This is a genomic window from Achromobacter pulmonis, from assembly GCF_902859765.1.
In the GTDB taxonomy this organism is placed as follows: domain Bacteria; phylum Pseudomonadota; class Gammaproteobacteria; order Burkholderiales; family Burkholderiaceae_B; genus Achromobacter; species Achromobacter pulmonis.
Genome location: NZ_CADIJV010000001.1, coordinates 51,619 through 69,086, shown reverse-complemented (window position 1 = coordinate 69,086; position 17,468 = coordinate 51,619). Strand labels below are relative to the sequence as shown.

At 70.4% G+C, this 17,468-nt stretch carries 15 protein-coding genes; 7 read left to right on the top strand and 8 right to left on the bottom strand.

What is annotated here, in order from left to right:
• Nucleotides 1-4: 4 nt before the first annotated feature.
• A complete protein-coding gene (locus HV701_RS00290) occupies nt 5-487 on the top strand; it encodes a 2-amino-4-hydroxy-6-hydroxymethyldihydropteridine diphosphokinase (RefSeq protein ID WP_175131158.1) in 483 nt (160 codons plus the stop codon).
• A 46-nt stretch (nt 488-533) separates the two neighbouring features.
• Here HV701_RS00290 and HV701_RS00285 read toward each other — a convergent pair whose 3' ends face one another.
• Genes HV701_RS00285 through HV701_RS00270 form a run of 4 tightly spaced genes read right to left on the bottom strand, consistent with a single transcriptional unit; the run spans nt 534 to nt 4,335 of the window.
• Entirely contained in the window at nt 534-1,430 is an 897-nt protein-coding gene (locus HV701_RS00285; RefSeq protein ID WP_175131157.1) for a sugar kinase, read from the bottom strand.
• A 54-nt stretch (nt 1,431-1,484) separates the two neighbouring features.
• A complete protein-coding gene (locus HV701_RS00280) occupies nt 1,485-2,318 on the bottom strand; it encodes an HpcH/HpaI aldolase/citrate lyase family protein (protein WP_175131156.1) in 834 nt (277 codons plus the stop codon).
• Nucleotides 2,315-3,508: a CaiB/BaiF CoA transferase family protein gene (locus HV701_RS00275; RefSeq protein ID WP_175131155.1), complete on the bottom strand. Its 1,194-nt coding sequence runs from the start codon at nt 3,506-3,508 to the stop codon at nt 2,315-2,317. The genes HV701_RS00280 and HV701_RS00275 overlap by 4 nt, the downstream gene beginning before the upstream one ends.
• A complete protein-coding gene (locus HV701_RS00270; protein WP_175131154.1) occupies nt 3,505-4,335 on the bottom strand; it encodes an HTD2 family dehydratase in 831 nt (276 codons plus the stop codon). Before HV701_RS00270 ends, HV701_RS00275 begins: the two co-directional genes overlap by 4 nt.
• A gap of 136 nt (nt 4,336-4,471) precedes the next feature.
• Here HV701_RS00270 and HV701_RS00265 point away from each other — a divergent pair, with 136 nt between their 5' ends.
• Nucleotides 4,472-5,365: a LysR substrate-binding domain-containing protein gene (locus tag HV701_RS00265; RefSeq protein WP_175131153.1), complete on the top strand. Its 894-nt coding sequence runs from the start codon at nt 4,472-4,474 to the stop codon at nt 5,363-5,365.
• Between the two features lie 76 nt (nt 5,366-5,441).
• Here HV701_RS00265 and paaG read toward each other — a convergent pair whose 3' ends face one another.
• Genes paaG through HV701_RS00250 form a run of 3 tightly spaced genes read right to left on the bottom strand, consistent with a single transcriptional unit; the run spans nt 5,442 to nt 8,573 of the window.
• Complete coding sequence (gene paaG / locus HV701_RS00260) at nt 5,442-6,242, bottom strand: 2-(1,2-epoxy-1,2-dihydrophenyl)acetyl-CoA isomerase PaaG (protein WP_175131152.1); 801 nt, start codon at nt 6,240-6,242, stop codon at nt 5,442-5,444.
• Nucleotides 6,239-7,351, bottom strand: coding sequence for an acyl-CoA dehydrogenase family protein (locus HV701_RS00255; RefSeq protein WP_175131151.1), 1,113 nt, complete (start codon nt 7,349-7,351; stop codon nt 6,239-6,241). The genes paaG and HV701_RS00255 overlap by 4 nt, the downstream gene beginning before the upstream one ends.
• A gap of 31 nt (nt 7,352-7,382) precedes the next feature.
• A complete protein-coding gene (locus HV701_RS00250; protein WP_175131150.1) occupies nt 7,383-8,573 on the bottom strand; it encodes an acyl-CoA dehydrogenase family protein in 1,191 nt (396 codons plus the stop codon).
• A 194-nt stretch (nt 8,574-8,767) separates the two neighbouring features.
• Between HV701_RS00250 and HV701_RS00245 the strand changes: the two genes are divergently transcribed.
• Genes HV701_RS00245 through HV701_RS00225 form a run of 5 tightly spaced genes read left to right on the top strand, consistent with a single transcriptional unit; the run spans nt 8,768 to nt 13,876 of the window.
• On the top strand, nt 8,768-9,166 hold the full coding sequence (locus tag HV701_RS00245) for a Zn-ribbon domain-containing OB-fold protein (protein WP_175131149.1): 399 nt from the start codon (nt 8,768-8,770) through the stop codon (nt 9,164-9,166).
• Entirely contained in the window at nt 9,163-10,335 is a 1,173-nt protein-coding gene (locus HV701_RS00240; RefSeq protein WP_175131148.1) for a thiolase, read from the top strand. Before HV701_RS00245 ends, HV701_RS00240 begins: the two co-directional genes overlap by 4 nt.
• A gap of 17 nt (nt 10,336-10,352) precedes the next feature.
• Nucleotides 10,353-11,873, top strand: coding sequence for a class I adenylate-forming enzyme family protein (locus HV701_RS00235; protein WP_175131147.1), 1,521 nt, complete (start codon nt 10,353-10,355; stop codon nt 11,871-11,873).
• Nucleotides 11,874-11,928: 55 nt separating this feature from the next.
• Nucleotides 11,929-12,906, top strand: a complete 978-nt coding sequence (locus HV701_RS00230) for a Bug family tripartite tricarboxylate transporter substrate binding protein (RefSeq protein ID WP_175131146.1) — start codon at nt 11,929-11,931, stop codon at nt 12,904-12,906.
• A 19-nt stretch (nt 12,907-12,925) separates the two neighbouring features.
• Nucleotides 12,926-13,876, top strand: a complete 951-nt coding sequence (locus HV701_RS00225) for an NAD(P)H-dependent flavin oxidoreductase (protein WP_175131145.1) — start codon at nt 12,926-12,928, stop codon at nt 13,874-13,876.
• Nucleotides 13,877-13,879: 3 nt separating this feature from the next.
• On the opposite strand, the gene HV701_RS26930 is transcribed toward HV701_RS00225, so the two are convergent.
• Nucleotides 13,880-17,242, bottom strand: a complete 3,363-nt coding sequence (locus HV701_RS26930; protein WP_276529793.1) for an autotransporter outer membrane beta-barrel domain-containing protein — start codon at nt 17,240-17,242, stop codon at nt 13,880-13,882.
• Nucleotides 17,243-17,468 lie beyond the last annotated feature (226 nt).

Genomic DNA, 17,468 nt, shown 5'->3' with positions numbered 1-17,468 from the left:
GGCCATGGCCGCCCCCGTGCGCGCCTATATCGGGCTGGGCGCCAACCTGGGCGACAGCGCGGCCACGCTGCGCGCGGTGCTGGCCGAACTGGCCGCCACCGACGGCATCCTGGCGGTGACGGCCTCGCCGTTCTACCGCACCGCGCCGGTGGATGCCAGCGGCCCGGACTTCGTCAACGCGGTCGCGGCCCTGGACACCACGCTGGCGCCGCTGGATCTGCTGGACCAGCTGCAGGCGCTGGAGCTGCGCCACGGCCGCGAGCGGCCCTACCGCAACGCGCCGCGCACGCTCGACCTGGATCTGCTGCTGCACGGCGACACCACGCTGGCGCACGAGCGCCTGACACTGCCGCATCCGCGCATGCGGCTGCGCGCCTTCGTGCTGCGCCCGCTGCGCGACCTGGCGCCGGCGCTGACACTGGCCGGGCGCGGCATCGACGCCTGGCTCGGCGACCTCACCGACCAGCCGATCGAACGCCTGGCCTGAACCGCGCCGGACGGCGCGGCCCGCCTCCCTGTCTTTTTTTGCCGCGCTAGGCCTTGGGCGCGAACGCCAGCATGGCGCGCTCGACGTCGTCCACGGCGGGCAGGCCAGCCTCGTTGCCCAGGTGCTGAATCTTGTGCGCCGAGGCGGCGCGGGCGAAGGTGAAGTGCTCTTTCCAGGCCAGCTCGGGCCGGTTCAGGTAAGACCAGACATAGGCGCCGTGGAACACATCGCCCGCGCCGGAGGTATCGATGATGCGCTCGGCCGGCACGTCCAGCGACGGCAGCGTGTCGACCGCGCCGGTTTCGTCGTACCAGAGCATGCCGCGCTCGCCCAGCGTCACCGCGCCGATGCGGCAGCCGCGCTGCTTGAGCAGGTCCAGCAATCCGTGCGGCGACAGGCCCAGCTGTTCGCACATGCGCTCGGCACACACCGCCACGTCGATGTGGCGCAGCAATTCGTCGGTGTTTTCGCGCACGCCGCCGCCATCGAGCGAGGTCAGGATGCCGGCCTGGCGGCAGGCGCGCGCGTAGTGCAGCGCGGCGTCGGGCTGGTGGCCGTCCAGGTGCAGCGCGCGATAGCCGCTGACGTCCAGGCGCGGGAAGTCGTTCAGATAGTCCGCGTCGCGCGCCCGCACGATGGCGCGCTTGCCATGGTTGGGCATGATGAACGACAGCGACGAGCGCCGCACCTGGCGCCCGTGCAGCGTGACGCCGTGCGCGGCCGCCATGTCGGTGTACATATGGCCCAGCCAGTCCGGCGCCAGCGAGCAGATCAGGTCGGGCTTCGTACCGAGCTGGCCGCAGGCGAAGGCCGCGGTGACGGCATTGCCGCCGAATGACACGGCGTAGTCGCGCGCCACGCTTTTCTCGTCGCCGGTGGGCCACTCGTCGGCCAGCACGGTGACGTCGATATAGGTATGCCCGATGAAAAGCGCTGCACTCATGAGACCGTCCGCGAAAAGGGTTGCCGGATTGTAGGCCGGCCAGCGCCGGACGGGTCAGCCGCCGGCGGCCTCCCCCGCCTGCGCCAGCACGCGGCGGGCGCGGCTGATGACGGGCGCATCGACCATGGCGCCGTCCAGCATGAAGGTGCCGGCGGCCTTGTCGCGGTGCGCCTCGACCACGCGGCGAGCCCAGGCCAGCTCGGCCGGATCGGGCGCGAAGGCGGCGTGGATCGCCGGCACCTGTGCCGGATGGATGCACAGCATGCCGCCAAAGCCCATCTGCTGCGCGCGCGCCGCGGCGGCGGACAGGCCGGCCTGGTCCTGGACGCCAGGGAATACGCCGTCCAGCGCCGGCGCCAGCCCGGCCGAGCGGGTCTGCAGCAGCACCTGCACGCGGGCGTGGTCCAGGACCGTTTCGGCGCCGGCGGTGTCCGGCGCCAGGCCCAGGTCCAGGCCGTAGTCGAGGCTGCCGAAGGCCAGCCGCGCCACGCCGGGCGTGGCGGCGACCTCGGCGGCGTTGAGGATGCCGCGCGCGGTTTCCAGGATGGGAATGACCGGCAGCCCGGCCTGCGCGACGTGGCGCACCTGCGCCAGGCTCTCGGCCTTGGGCAGCAGGATGCCGGCCACCGCCGGCTTGCCGCGGCAGGCCTTGAGGTCGTCGTCGTGCCACGAGGTGGAGGCGTCGTTGATCCGCACCCACACGCGCGCCTGCGGCTGCGTGCCGAGGAAATCACAGAGCGCCTCGCGCGCCGAGGCCTTGGCCAGGTGTTCGACCGCATCTTCCAGGTCGACGATGACGGCGTCGGCGCCGCTGGCCAGGGCCTTGGGGATGCGATCGGGACGGGAGGCCGGCACGAACAGCGCGGTACGAACGACGGAATGCATCACACCACCTCCGAAGCATGGAATTGCGCCACCTGTTCGGGCGCGTATCCCAACGATGCTAGCACCGCATCCGTATTCTCGCCCACGGCGGGCACCGCCGCCATGCGCGGCGCGAAGGCATTGCTGCTGGCCGGCGGCAGCAGCGCCGGCAGCGTGCCGGCCGGGCTGTCGACCTGGCTCCAGCGGTCGCGCGCCCGCAATTGCGGGTGGGCCCAGACACCGGCCATGTCATTGACGCGGGCATTGGCGATCTGCGCGTCTTCGAGTCGGTTGGTGACCTGCTGCACGCTGAGGTCGGCGAAGGCCGCCACGATCAGCGCGCGCAAGGCTTCGCGGTTGGCAGTGCGCAGCGAGTTGGTGGCAAAGCGCGGGTCCTCGGCCAACTCGGCCTGGCGCAGCACCTGGGCGCAGAACACGCGCCATTCGCGTTCGTTCTGCAGGCCCAGCATGATGGTGTTGCCGTCGCCGGTGGGGAACGGGCCGTACGGGTAGATCGAGGCGTGGGCCGCGCCGGCGCGCACCGGCGGCTTGGCGCCCTCGAACGCGTAGTACATCGGAAAACCCATCCACTCGACCATGCTTTCGAGCATGGAGACGTCCAGGCGGCTGCCCTGGCCTGTCTTCTGGCGCAGCAGCAGCGCGTTGAGGATGGCGGAATAGGCGTACATGCCGGCCGAGATGTCGGCGATGGAGCAGCCCGCCTTGACCGGGTCGTCGGCCGTGCCGGTGACCGACAGGAAGCCGCTTTCGCTCTGGATCAGCAGGTCGTAGGCCTTCTTGTCCTGGTAGGGGCCGCCCTCGCCGTAGCCGGAGATGTCGCAGACGATCAGGCGCGGGAAGCGGGCGTGCAGGGCCTCGAACGACAGGCCCAGGCGCGCCGCGGCGCCCGGCGCCAGGTTCTGCACCAGCACGTCGGCCTGTTGCAGCAGGCGTTCCATGATGTCGCCGGCCTCGTCGCGCTTGAGGTCCAGCGTCAGGCTTTCCTTGGAGCGGTTGGTCCAGACGAAGTGCGACGACAGGCCCCGCACGCGCTCGTCGTAACCGCGGGCGAAGTCGCCCGCGCCGGGGCGTTCGATCTTGATGACGCGCGCGCCCATGTCCGCCAGTTGGCGGGTGCAGAACGGGGCGGCGATGGCGTGTTCGAGGCTGACGACGGTAATGCCGTCCAGCGGGCGGGGGGCTGGCGTGCTCATGCGGTGAACCTCAGTTCGGCCTGGTGGGCCAGCGTGCCGTCCTGCTCGGCCCAGAGCCGGGCCAGGCCCGGTTCGTCGAGGCGGCCGGCCACCTGGAAGGGCGTGGGCGAAATCAGTGGCCGCAGGCCACGGTACGACAGGTGCGTGGGGCGCGCGCCGGGATGGGCGCGCAGGAACGCGGCGACCATCTCGGTGGCGATCAGCGGGCCGTGCACCACCAGGCCCGGATAGCCTTCGGTGCCGGTGACGTAGGGATGGTCGTAATGAATGCGGTGGCCGTTGAAGGTCACGGCCGAGTAGCGGAACAGCAGCACCGACGACGGCTCGATGGTGTCGCGCCACTGCGCCTGCGGCGCCGGCTCGGCGCCGGTGAGCTTGGGCGGCGAGGGCTGGCGATAGACGATGTCCTGCTCTTCGAGAATGGCCACCTCGCCGTCCTGGCGGTACTCGTGGCGCACCGTCACGAACAGCAGCGCGCCGGTGCGGCCGGCCTTTTCCTTGACGTCGGCCACCACCGAGACCCGTTCGGCCGGCACGCCCACGCGCAGCGGCTGGCGGAATTCGACGCGGCCGCCGGCCCACATCCGGTTGCGGTCGTGCGCGGGCGGCAGGAAGCCGCCACGGGCGGGATGCCCATCCGTCCCCAACCCGTCGGCCGCGACTGTGCTGATAAAGAACGCCCACTGCCACAAAGGCGGCAGGGGGTCGCCGGCGGCGGGCGCGGGAGCGCCCAGCGTGGCGGCGATGCGCGCCGCATGGCCGGGGTCCAGGGCGTCCGCCTGGCGCTCGCCGCTGCCGATCCAGCCGGCCGGGTCTGTCGATGTCATGCCGAAATTCCTCTGATGATTGATCTGACAGCTAGCATCCCGCATGGCGGGGATACTGTGAATTCATTTTTCCTCAAGGCCGGGTTTGGGGCGCCTGAATCGTGCGGCCAGCGCCGGCCGCCGTAATATAGGCGCCATGCACTTCGATCTCGCCGACCTCCGCCTGTTCATCCACATCGCCGAATCCCCCAGCCTGACGCAAGCCGCCAAGCGGGCGCACCTGTCGCTGGCCGCGGTCAGCGTGCGCATCAAGGCGCTGGAGAACCAGCTCAACACCCGCCTGTTGTACCGCGACAGCCGTGGCGTGGAAATCACCCCGGCCGGCCAGCGGCTGCTGCAGCATGCGCGGGTCATCATGCGCCAGGTCGACCACCTGAAGCACGACTTCCAGGAGCAGGCCGACGGCGACGCCGGCCACATCCGCATTTTCGCCAACACCACGGCGGTGACGGAATTCATGCCGGACATCCTGGCGCAGTTCCTGGCGGGCCATCCCGGTGTCACCGTCGACCTGCAGGAACGCCTGACGCGCGACATCGTGCGCGGCGTGCTGGACGGCACCACCGACCTGGGCATCGTCGCCGGCCCGGTCGACGCGCCCGAATTGCAGACCATCCACTTCAGCACCGACCGCCTGGTGCTGGTGGTGCCCAACGGCCATGCGCTGCAAGGCCAGGACAAGGTCAAGCTGGCCGACGCGGTGCGCTACCCCTTCATCACCATGCACGAAGGCTCGACCCTGGTGGCGTTCCTGCGCGACCAGCTCGAACGTGTCGGCCAGCGCCTGCCGCAACGCATCCAGCTGTACAGCTTCGACTCGATCTGCCGCATGGTGCAGGCCGGCGTGGGCGTGGGCGTGATCCCGGATTCCGCTGCGCGCCGCTATGGCGCGGAAATGAAGCTGCAGGTGGTGGAACTGGACGAGCCCTGGGTGGTGCGCGAACGCAAGCTGCTGGTGCGCGACATCGACGCCCTGCCCGGCTGCGCGCGCGAACTGATCGGACAGATCCGACAGCCGGCGGCCGCCTGAGGCCTCGCCGATCGGCAACGGTAACCGCGGCGGCGGCGCGCTTTCGCGCGCTGCCCCCCTGCTTCGATTACGCGTCCTAGCGTCCCTTGAACGCAGGCGCGCGCTTTTGTGCGAAGGCGCGCATGCCCTCCAGGTAATCGTCGGTGTAGCCCAGCTGGCGCTGCAAGCCGCATTCCAGGTCGAACTGCTGCGCCAGCGTATTGCCGCTGGACGCGTGCAGGGCGGCCTTGGTCGCGGCATAGGCGCGGGTCGGCCCGGCCGCCAGGGTGGCGCGGACCTCGGCCAGCGTGGCCGCCAGGTCCGCATCCGGCACCACGCGCCAGATCAGGCCCCAGGCCTCGGCCTGACGCGCGCTGAGCGCCTCGCCGAACAAGGCCGCGCCCATGGCCCGCGCCGACCCCACCAGGCGCGGCAGGAACCAGGTGCCGCCGGCATCCGGCAACAGGCCGATCTTGCTGAAGGCCTGGATGAAGCGCGCCGATTCCACCGCGAACACCACGTCGCACGCCAGCGCCAGGCTGGCGCCAGCCCCGGCCGCGACGCCGTTCATGACGCACACCACCGGCGCCGGCAGTGCGCGCAACCGCAGGATCAGCGGCTTGTAGTGTTTTTCCAGGTTCTCGCTCAGGTCGCGGCGCGAGCCGTCCTCGGCCGGCTTGCGTTCGGCCAGGTCCTGGCCGGCGCAAAAACCGCGCCCGGCGCCGGTCAGGATCACGCCGCGCAGTCCGGCATGCGCTTCCAGCGTGTCCAGCGCCCGCGCCAGTTCGGCGTGCATGACAGCGGTGAAGCTGTTCAAGCGCTCAGGACGGTTGAGCGTGATGACGCCGACGCCCTGCTCCAGGGTGAAGATGATCTGGGTATCGTCCGCGGCGCTCATGCCAGTTCCTCCAGCACCGCCAACTGCTCGGCGCTGTCGCCCAGCAGCAGGTCCGCCACCGTCAGGCGCTTGAAGAAGTCGCCGACCTCCAGTTCGTCCGTCATGCCCATGCCGCCGTGCAGTTGCACCGCCATCTGCGCCACCAGCCGGCCGGCGCGCGCGGTTTCGAGCTTGGCCGAGGCCAGCATGCGGCGGCGCTGCGCCGGGTCGGCTTCGGTCAGGGCGGCCACGGCCACGTAGGCCATCGACAGCGCCAGCTCCTTGGCCACCAGCATTTCCGCCAGACGGTGCTGCAGCGCCTGGAACGTCGCCAGCGGCTGGCCGAACTGCTTGCGCGTCTTGAGATAGTCGACGGTGATTTCCAGCAATCGTTCCATCGCGCCCGCCGCATGGGCGCACAGCGCGGCGGTGCCCCATTGCAGCGCCTGCGCCAAGGCGGCGTCGGCCGCTTCGCCTCGCGCCAGCAGGGCGTCGGCCGACAACGACAGCGCGTCGAAATCCAGGCGCGCACAGCGCGCGCCGTCCAGCGTCGGCGTATCGGTGAGATGCGCCCCGGCGGCATCGGCCGGCACCGCGAACAACAGCGTGGCGCCGTCTTCGTCACGCGCGCTCACCAGCCAGGCGTGGGCGGCCGCGCCGTGCCACACCAGATGCTTGGCGCCGTCCAGGCGCCAGCCGTTGCCGCCGCGCGTGGCGCGGCAGGCCTGGGGATCGTCCTGATAGCGGCGCCCGGGTTCCTGGTAGGCCACGCTGACCACCTTTTCGCCCGAGGCGATGGCGGGCAACCAGTGCGCGCGCGCCGCATCGCCGCAGGCGCCGATCAGGGCCGCGCCCATCACCGCGCTGGGGATCACCGGCTCGGCCACCAATCCGCGCCCCAGTTCCAGGTGCACCGGCAACAGGCTGGCCGGCACTTCGCCAAAGCCGCCCGCTTCCTGTGGGATATTCAGGCCCAGCACGCCCAGCTCGGCCAGCGCGGCCCAGGCCGCCGGATCGAGCCGCCCCGCCGCCTCGCGGGCGCGGCGCTGCGACCGGGTCCATGCCTGGTCCACCAGGCGGCGCAGGCTGTCGGCCAGCATGCGCTGTTCTTCGGTATAGAGGAAATCCATGCGTCGTGTTCCTTGCGGATGCGGGCCGGGCCTACAGGCCCAGCACCAGGCGGGCGATGATGCCCTTCTGCACTTCAGTGGTGCCGCCGTAGATCGAGGTCTTGCGCATGTCGGCATAGCCGGCGCCCGAGGCCGCCGCCAGCTCCGGGCCAGGACCGTGATACGCGGCCTCGGCCCGCATCCATTCGGGGTCGTAGGGCCAGGCATCGGGGCCGGCCACTTCCATCTGCAGCATGGCCAGGTCCTGCTGGATCTCGGAACCACGGATCTTCAGCACCGAGGCTTCCGGGCCGGGCGTGCCGCCGTTGCTGGCGGCCACGCGCAGCAGCAGCATTTCCAGCGCCATGATGTCGACCTCGATGCGCGAGATGCGGTCGCGCATGCGGCTATCGGCCAGCAGGGGCCGGCCGCGCGCGGTGGCGCGCGCGGCCATGTCCTTGAGGATGCCGAGTTCGCGATGGCAATGGCCCAGGCCGGCGATGCCGGTGCGTTCATGGCCCAGCAGGTACTTGGCGTAGGTCCAGCCCTGATTTTCCTCGCCGACGAGATTGGCGGCCGGCACGCGCACGTTCTCCAGCCAGACTTCGTTGACGTCGTGGCCGCCGTCGAGCGTGCGGATCGGGCGCACGGTCACGCCCGGCGCGCGCATGTCCAGCAGCAGCATCGAAATGCCACGCTGGGCGCGCGCCTCGGGATCGGTGCGCGCCAGGCAGAACATCCAGTCGGCGTATTGCGCCAGCGTGGTCCAGGTCTTCTGGCCATTGACCACGTAGTCATCGCCGTCGCGCACCGCGCGGGTCTTGAGCGAGGCCAGATCCGAGCCCGAGCCGGGCTCGGAATAGCCCTGGCACCACCAGTCCTGCACCCGCGGCATGCGCGGCAGGAAGCGCGCCTGCTGCTCGGCGCTGCCGTACTTCATCAGCACCGGGCCGATCATGGACAGGCCGAACGGCAACAGCCGCGGCGCGCCGGCCTTGAAGCATTCGACTTCGAAGATCAATCGCTCCAGCGCGTTCCAGCCCGTGCCGCCGTGCTCGACCGGCCAGTTCGGCGCGCCCCAGCCCTGGTCGGCCAGGATGTTGTGCCAGCGCACGTAGTCGTCGCGCTCCAGGCGCTGGTGCCGGCGCACCTTGTCGCGGATGTCGCGCGGCAGCCGGTCGGCGGCGAACGCGCGCACCATTTCGCGGAACCGGATTTCTTCCGGCGTCCAGGTCAGATTCATGGCCTACCTCCTTTGGCGGGTATCTAGCCATGGCGACCGCGCGTCGGACAATCTGCGGTTGCCGAAGACCGGCTTCTGCCTCGGTGTAGGGCACGGCACTACGGGTCGGCAAAAGGCCTGCTTCAGCAATGAAGAATGGCATGGGCCGGCGCCAGCCCCGACACTGGCGGCTCATCCATCCGGAAACGTATGCAATGACCGCAACCGACCCACGCGCCACCGAAGGCGTCGAGGCGCAGTACCGCCAGGCGCTCGACCAGGGGCGCTTCCAGATCCAGCACTGCGGCGCCTGCGACCGCGCCGTGTTCTATCCCCGCATGCTCTGCCCCCATTGCGGCGCGGATCAGTTGTCGTGGCGCGTGCCGGACGGCCGCGGCACGGTCTATTCCACCACCATCGTGCGGCGCAAGCCCGAGGCGGGCGGCGACTACAACGTGGCGCTGATTGATCTGGCCGACGGCGTGCGCCTGATGAGCCGGGTCGAAGGCGTGGCGCCCGAGGCCGTGCGCATCGGCATGGCGGTGCGCGCACAGGTAGCCGTGACCGAAGGCCGCGGACTGCTGGTCTTTGTTCCCAACGAGGAGGCGCAATGACGCTGAACGATCTGCGCGGCGCCGTCGCGGTGGCAGGGGTGGGTCATGCCGGCCTGGGCCAGGCCCACGGCTTCACCGAAATGGAAATCCTGGTGCAGGCGGCGCAGCGCGCCGTGGCCGACGCCGGCCTGTCGATGCGCGACATCGATGGCCTCTGCACCGCCAGCGTGGCCGCGCCGATGTGGGCGATGCCAGTCGTCGAGCACCTGGGCATCCGCCCCAGCTTCATCGACAGCACCATGCTGGGCGGCAGCAGCTTCGTGGCGCACCTGCTGCCGGCGCTGCACGCGCTGGCCTCGGGCCAATGCAACGCGGTGCTGGTCTGCTATGGCAGCACGCAGCGCACTTCGACGCTGAGCCGCGCCGAAATCGGCCGCGTGCGCAAGCAGTTCGATCCGCAGCCCTACGAGACGCCGTATGACCCGTTGAGCCCGCTGTCGTCGTATGCGCTGGCGGCGGCGCGTCACATGCACCAGTACGGCACCCGCCGCGAGCACCTGGCGCAGGTGGCGCTGGCCGCCAACCAGTGGGCCCAGCTCAATCCCGAGGCCCAACTGCGCGACCCGGCCACGCTGGAACAGATCCTGGCCGCGCGCATGGTGTCCGACCCTCTGAGCGTGCGCGACTGCTGCCTGGTCACCGACGGCGCGGGCGCCTACGTGCTGGTGCGCGCCGACCGCGCCCGCGACCTGCCGCGGCCGCCGGTCTATGTGCTGGGCAACGCCACCGCCGTCTGGAACCGCCAGATCTCGTCGATGGAAGACCTGACCGTCACCGCCGCCAGCGAATCGGGCCGCCGCGCCTACGCCATGGCGGGCGTGACGCCCAAGGACATCGATGTGGTCGAGCTGTACGACGCCTTCACCATCAACACCCTGCTGTTCCTGGAGGACCTGGGCTTCTGCGCCAAGGGCGAGAGCAAGGACTTCATCGCCGGCGGCGCCATCGCCCCCGGCGGACGGCTGCCGGTCAACACCAACGGCGGCGGCCTGTGCTGCGTGCATCCGGGCATGTACGGCGTCTTCATCATGATCGAGGCGGTGCGGCAATTGCGCGGCGAGGCCGGGGCGCGCCAGGTGGCCGGCGCCGAACTGGCGCTGGTGCATGGCAACGGCGGCACCCTGTCCAGCCAGGCCACCGCCATCCTCGGCACCGCCGCCACGCTTTGATCCCGACCGCAGCAACCATGTCGCACACCGAACCGCTTACCCGCATCCACCAGTTGCTGGCCCGCCAGGCCAGCCGCCAGCCCGACGCCATCTGCCTGTACGAGGAAGGCGGCGGCATCCTGACCTACGCGCAGCTTTGGCAACGGGTCCGGCACGCGGCCGACTGGCTGGCGGCGGCGGGTGTGCGGCCGGGGCACCGCGTGTTGATGGTCGGCGAGAATTGCGCCGCCATGATCGCCGCGCTGTTCGGCTGCGGCCTCGCCGGCGCCTGGCCGGTGGGGGTGAACGCGCGCCTGTCGGCGCGTGAGATCGCCGCGATCAGCGCTCATGCCCAGCCCGAGATCACGCTCTATACCTGCGGCGTCTCCGCCGCCGCCACGGCCCACGCCGAGGCCGCCAGCGCGCGTCCCGCCGACGCCGAGACCTGGGGCCCGGGCGTGCAGGCGCGGCACGCGGACAGCCCGACGCAACCCGAAGCCGGTGCTCTGGCCGCCGAGGTCGCCACCGTGATCTACACGTCCGGCACCACCGGCGCCCCCAAAGGGGTCATGGTGCCGCATCGCGGCCTGCTGCACTTTGCCGGCGTTTCGGCCGCCTCGCGCCGCCTCACGCCGCAGGACATCGGCTACGCCGCGCTGCCGCTATCGCACATCTTCGGCATCGCCACCGTGCTGATGGCCACGCTGCATGCCGGCGCCAGCCTGGTGCTGCGCAGCCGCTTCGATCCCGAGGATGCCTTCAAGGCGCTGGCCCATCCGGGCGTCAGCATCCTGCAGGGCGTGCCGACCATGTTCAACCGCATGCTGGCGGCCGCGCCGCCGCGCGGCGAACTGCGCGCGCCGGCACTGCGCTACCTGTACACCGGCGGCGCGGCGCTCGACCCCACCCTCAAGCGCGACGCCGAACGCTATTTCGGCGTCGCCATGCATCACGGCTATGGCATCACCGAGTACGCCGGTTCCATGTTCATCACCGACATCGACGCGCCGCCCACGGATTGCAGCGCCGGCTACCCGGTGGACGGGGTCGAGCTGCGCATCGGCAGCCCCGAGGCCGACCCGCCGCGGCCGGGAGAACGCGGCGACATCCTGATCCGCGGCCCCGGTGTGATGCTGGGCTACTACCGCGACCCGGCGCAGACGGCGCAGGCGCTGCTGCCCGGGGGCTGGCTCGCCACCGGCGACATCGGCTACCAAGACGAACGCGGCGCGTTGTATATCGCCGGCCGCTCCAAGGACCTGATCATCCGGTCCGGCTTCAACGTCTACCCGATCGAGGTGGAGGCGGTCATCAACGCTTTCCCCGGCGTGCGCCTGTCGGCGGTGGTCGGCCGCCCCACCGCCGACCACAACGAGGAAGTCATCGCCTTCGTCGAGCCGCTGGCCGGCACGCGCCTGGATACCCGCCTGCTGATGCTGCACCTGCGCGCCCAGCTGGCGCCGTACAAGCGGCCCGCGCAGATCCATTGCATCGACACGATTCCCACCACCGTCAGCGGCAAGATCCTCAAGCAGCCGCTGAAAGAAAGGCTGGCGTAGGCGCGGCTGCGCTGTTCCGCTCCGCGACCGGCCCATTACACAAGGAGACATGAGCGTGAACATCAAGACCTTGCTCGCCGCGGCTGCCGCCGTGGCGGCCATGGCGGCCGGCGCCAGCGCCGCCGCCGACAGCGCCTACCCCGACCGCCCCATCCGCCTGCTGGTGGGCTACGCCCCCGGCGGCCCGGTGGACACCACCGCGCGCGTCTTCGCCAAATACCTGGGCGACAAGCTGGGCCAGACGGTCGTGGTCGAGAACCGCGCCGGCGCCAGCGGCATGATCGCCTCGGACGCCACCGCCAAGGCGCCGCCCGACGGCTATCTGCTGGGCTTTGCCGCCAGCCCGACATTGACCATGTCGCCGCTGGTGCAGCGCAGTACCCTCTTCGATCCGCGCAAGGACTTCTCGCTGATCGGCCTGGTCGTGGACTATGCCAACGTGCTGCTGGTGGGCCCGCAGATCCCGGCGCGCGACGTCGCCGGCCTGGTCGACTATGCCCGCGCCCACCCGGACGCCGTGTCATTCGGCTCGGCCGGCATCGGCGCCTCCAACCACCTGTCGGCCGAGCTGCTGAAAAAGCAGGCCGGCGTACCCATGCTGCACGTACCCTATCGCGGCAACTCGCCCGCCATGATGGACGTGGTCAGCGGCAAGATCACCTTCATGTTCGACATCACCAGCACCGCGATTCCGTTCATCAAGAGCGGCAAGGCGCGCGCGCTGGCGGTCACGTCGCGCACCCGCAACCCCGAGCTGCCCGACGTGCCCACCATGATCGAGGCCGGCATGAAGGACTACGAGGTGGTCGGCTGGTACGCGCTGGTCGGCCCGCGCAAACTGCCCGACGCGGTGCAGGCGCGCCTGGCGCGCGCGCTGTCCGAGGTGTCGCAGGACCCCGCCTTCCGCCGCGCCATGACCGACGGCGGCTACACCATCGACACGGGTGACGCCGCCGCCCTGCAACAGCGCATCGACCGCGAATATGCCTTGTGGGCCGATGTGATCAAAAGCGCCAACATCCAGGCCAACTGACGCCTACCGGAAACCGCCCATGACGCCCCCCGCATTGCGCGCGCAGACCCGATTGCCTCTTATCGGCGCCCCCATGTTCCTGGTTTCCGGCCCGGACCTGGTGGCGGCGCAATGCGGCGCCGGCATCATCGGCACCTTTCCCTCGCTGAATGCGCGGCCGCAAGAACAACTGCACGAGTGGATCAGCCGCATCGAGGACAGGCTGGCCCGCGCGCGCAAGGAGGATCCAGGCGCGGTCATCGCGCCCTACGGCGTCAACCTCGTCGTCCACCCGAGCAACGCCCGCTGGCAGGGCGACCTGGACATCTGCGTCGAACGCCGCGTGCCGCTCCTCATTACCTCACTGCATCCGCCCGAGGCCGTGGTCCGCGCCGTCCACGCCTATGGCGGCCAGGTCTATCACGACGTCACCAACGTGCGCCATGCGCGCCGCGCCCTCGATGCCGGCGTGGACGGCCTGATCCTGGTGGCCGCCGGCGCTGGCGGCCACGCCGGCCAGCTCAACCCCATCGCCCTGGTCAATGAGATCCGCGCCTTCTACGACGGCCCGCTGGCGCTGTCCGGCTGCATCAGCCATGGCAAGGACATCCTGGCCGCCCAGGCCATGGGCTGCGATTTCGCCTACATGGGCACCCGCTTCATCGCGACCCGCGAATCGCTGGCCAACGACGCCTACCGCGAAATGATCCTGCGCGCGCAGGCGGCCGACATCACCTGCACGCCCTATTTCTCGGGCGTGCCCGCCAACTACCTGGCGCAGAGCATCCGCGCCGCCGGCCTGGACCCCGCCCGGTTGCCCGGCGACGCCCCGCCTCCCAACCTGGACAAGCACACGCGCCCCAGGGCCTGGAAAGACATCTGGAGCGCGGGCCAGGGCGTCGGCGCCACGCAGGAACTGCTGCCGGTGGCCGAGCTGGTGGGCCTGCTCGAAGCGGAATACCGGCAGGCCCGCCAGGCGCTGCTGGGCTGAGCGTCAGAAGCGATAGCTCATCCTGACGCTGCCCGCCTGGGAGGATGCGCGCGACGTATTGACGAGCGCATCGTAAGCAAGCGAGACGCCCAGTTGCCGGGTCAGCGACCAGCCGACGCTGGCGCCGAACGTCAGGAAACCGCGCGACAGCTCGGCGCCGGGTGCCGCAAAGCGCGTGCCATCCTGCGACGCCACCGTGACGGCGCGCCCGGTGTCGAGCAGTTCATGCGCGTAGGCGGCGCGCACCTGCAGGTTCAGCGGGCGCCGCATGTTATCGAACGTCTTGTCGAAGGTCACGCCGACATAGGGTTGCAGGCTGCGGGTGCTGTCCGAGCCGACATGCAGGTTCTGCCCGCGCGCGCCGCTTTCGTCAAAGCTGTTGGCGTAGAAGTATGCATAGCGCAGGCCCAGCCGCGGCGTCATGACCGTCCCGGCAAGCGCGATGGGTTTGCTGACCTGCGCCGCCGCCGTGAACTCCTGGCCGATATGGTCGCCCTTGGCCGTGCCGGCGTTGTCGAACGGCCGCTTCTGCGACAGGAAATGCAAGCCATAGCCGAGCATGCCGGTGACATCGACCAGCCCCATGTCGCGGCTGGCGTAGGTTGCCAGCCGCACCGTGTCGCGCGTGCCGGAGTTTTCGGTCTGCTCCTCCGACAGGTCGGCATGCGAGTAGCCCATCGCCAGGCCGAATGTGTTGCGCTCCACGCGCTTTTGCGCGCCGGCGAGAAAGCCGTACTGGTTTTCCTGGAAGCCGGGTTGTCCGCCCGAGCCGGACAGGCGGCCATGCCGCCCCGTGGCGTTGGCCCAGACCCATACCTTGCCCGGCGCGCCTGCCGCGTCTTCGGCGGTGCCGACGGTGCGCGGCGTTGCGCGGTCGAGCAGCGCTGCCGTGGCGGATTGCGCGCTCATCAGGGCAGCGGAGCCAAGCGCCGTATAGATGCTGGTGTGGACCGGCGCGATGACCACGGGCGTATCGCCCGGGACGCCGATGCCCAGCACCAGGGCAACATCGTTGGCGCCGTAGGCCACCGAAGAACTCAGGCCGTTCAGGTCCGCGCCCGAGACCAGCGTGCCGGTGACCGACGAGAAACGGCCGCTGATACCGTTGGCCGCGCTCACTACGTTGTAGCGCGTGGCCGAATACGTGCCGGGCGTGTACGTGATCGCCAGCGTGCCGTTCAGGGACGCGCTGCCCGACACTTTCAGCAGCGAGGCCGCAGTCGGACTCACCTCGATGGCCAGCGTCGCGTTCGACGCCTGCGTGTAATTGCCGCCGACGCTCAGGGTGCCGATAGAGCCGCCCGGCGATACCGTCCCGCCGTTGGTGACATTGCCCAGAACCGTGCCGTGCCCGCCCAGCACGCCCTGCGCGCCAACGGCGACGTTGCCCCCCAACTCCGCGCCGCCATGGCTGGCATCGCCCACCTGCAGGGTGCCCCCGTCGACCGTCGTGGTGCCGCTGAATGCGTTGTTGGAACCGTTGATCACCAGCATGCCGGTGCCTTGCTTGACCAGTGAGCCGGTGCCGCTGAAAGCGCCGGAAAAGGCGCCGGAGGCGTTCGTCAACGTCAGGGTGCGCGCGCCCAGGGCGACCGTGCCGGTGCCCGCGAGACTGGCCAGGGACACGCCGCTCGTGGTTGCCGAAATGTCCAGCGTACCGTTGTTGTTCACGCCGCTCGATGCCGCCACACTGCCGCTGCCACTGAGCGTGAGCGTCGCGCCGCTGTCGATCGTGGTGGCGCCGGTATAGGTGTTCACGCCCGTCAGGGTCTGGTTGCCGGCGCTCACGCGGACGCCGCCGGTGCCGTCGATGACGCCATCGAACGCGCCCGCGGCATTGGTGAGCGACAGTGACTGCGCGCCGAGACGTACCGTGCCCGAGCCGGACAGTGCCTTGATCGACGCCCCGGCCGTCACCCCGGAGATGTCGAATACCGCGTTCACCACCACGCCCGACGACGCGGCGAGACTGCCGGCGCCGGTCAGGGCGAGCGTGCCGCCGCTAATCGTGGTGGCGCCGGTGAAGGTATTGACGCCCGACATCGTCAACGTCCCCGTGCCGCTGGCACTCACCGAGCCCGCGCCGGAGATGACGCCCGACTGCGCCAGGCTATTCGCGGCGGTGGAAAACGTGACGCCGGATGCGGCGTCGGTCAACACCACGTTGTTATCCAGCGCGAGCCCCGCATTTTGCGCGGCGATGGTGGCCGTCGCCCCCGCATCGAGCATCAGGTTGCCGACGATGAGGGAGCCTGACAACAGATTCAATGTGTTGCCCGCGCCGCCGAACTCAATGGCCGCGGCCCGGGCGCCGCCCGGGCCGATGCCGCCGATGATGGTGCCCGAGTTGCTGATCGTGTCCGCGCCCCGGGTCACGATACCGACCCCGCCGCCGTTACCGGCGCCGCCCGCGATCGTGCCGGTATTCGCCACGGAATTGCCGGTGCCGGCAAGATTGACGCCGACCCCTGCGGCGCCGTCCGCGCCGCTGCCGGACGCACCCGCGCCGGCGTTACCGCCCGTGCCACCGGTAATGCTGCCGACGTTAATGATGGTGGCTTGGCCCCCCACCGCGAGCAGGCCATCGCCGCCGGCACCACCGCCGCCGCCGAAGCCGCCGGCGCCGCCGATGCCCCCCACCCCGCCGACGATCATCCCTAAGTTGGTGATCGAGGCCAAGGCCGATGTCGATATCAGGCCGCTGCCACCGCCACCGCCGCCGCCGCCGTTGCCCGTCAAGCCGTTACTGGTATTGCCGCCGGCGCCGCCGGCGCCGCCCGATAGTGTCGCCGGAGCGGACACAGTGAGATTTCCGCCGGAGTAAAAGAGCCCCGTATTCCCGCCATTGCCACCGCTGCCGAAATTGGCGCCGTCCGGCCCGGTGTTGCCGGCCGCACCGCCCAAGGAGGCGACTACGGTGGCGGTGCCGGCAGTAGTGGATGTCGCGGGCGCATTGCCCGCGGCGCTACCGCCGTCGCCCGCCGCGCCTGTGCCACCCGTACCCGAGGCCCCCCAGCTTCCCGGAATCTGCACCGTCACGCCGCCCCCGTCGAGCTGGCTCGATCCGCCGCCTTGACCATTTCCGGTCCCGCCGGCGCCGCTGCGTCCGGGGAAACCGGCCCCGCCCGGCGCGCCGCAACCGCTGACGTCGCCAGCGGAACAGGCGGCCCAGGCGGGCGCCGACGTCCCGGCGAGCGCCAACGCAAGGGCGCTGCCGCCGGCCGCCAGGGCGAACCGGGCGCCGGCCGGCAAACGCGCCGACACGGCAGCGCGAGCCGACATGCCGGTGGCGGGTAGAGACATCTGCGACGCCGATGCGGCGCACAGCGCGCCATGGGTAACGAGGCCCGCTCGGTTTTGAATCATGGAATCCCCTTGTATACCGCCGTGCATGGCGAACGGCAGCCGGGAAGGCACGGCCTGGACCCGCAAGGCGGTATGGTGTGAATGCCAGCGCTCGGGATGGCAAGTCTGCTCGATGGAAGAGCGCTGGGAGGTCGCGCGGTCTGATCCGCGCAGCGCCTGCAAATGTAATACAAAGCAACAACTTCCGCTAGCGCGGCGGGAACCGCCAGTGGGGACCGCATCGGAC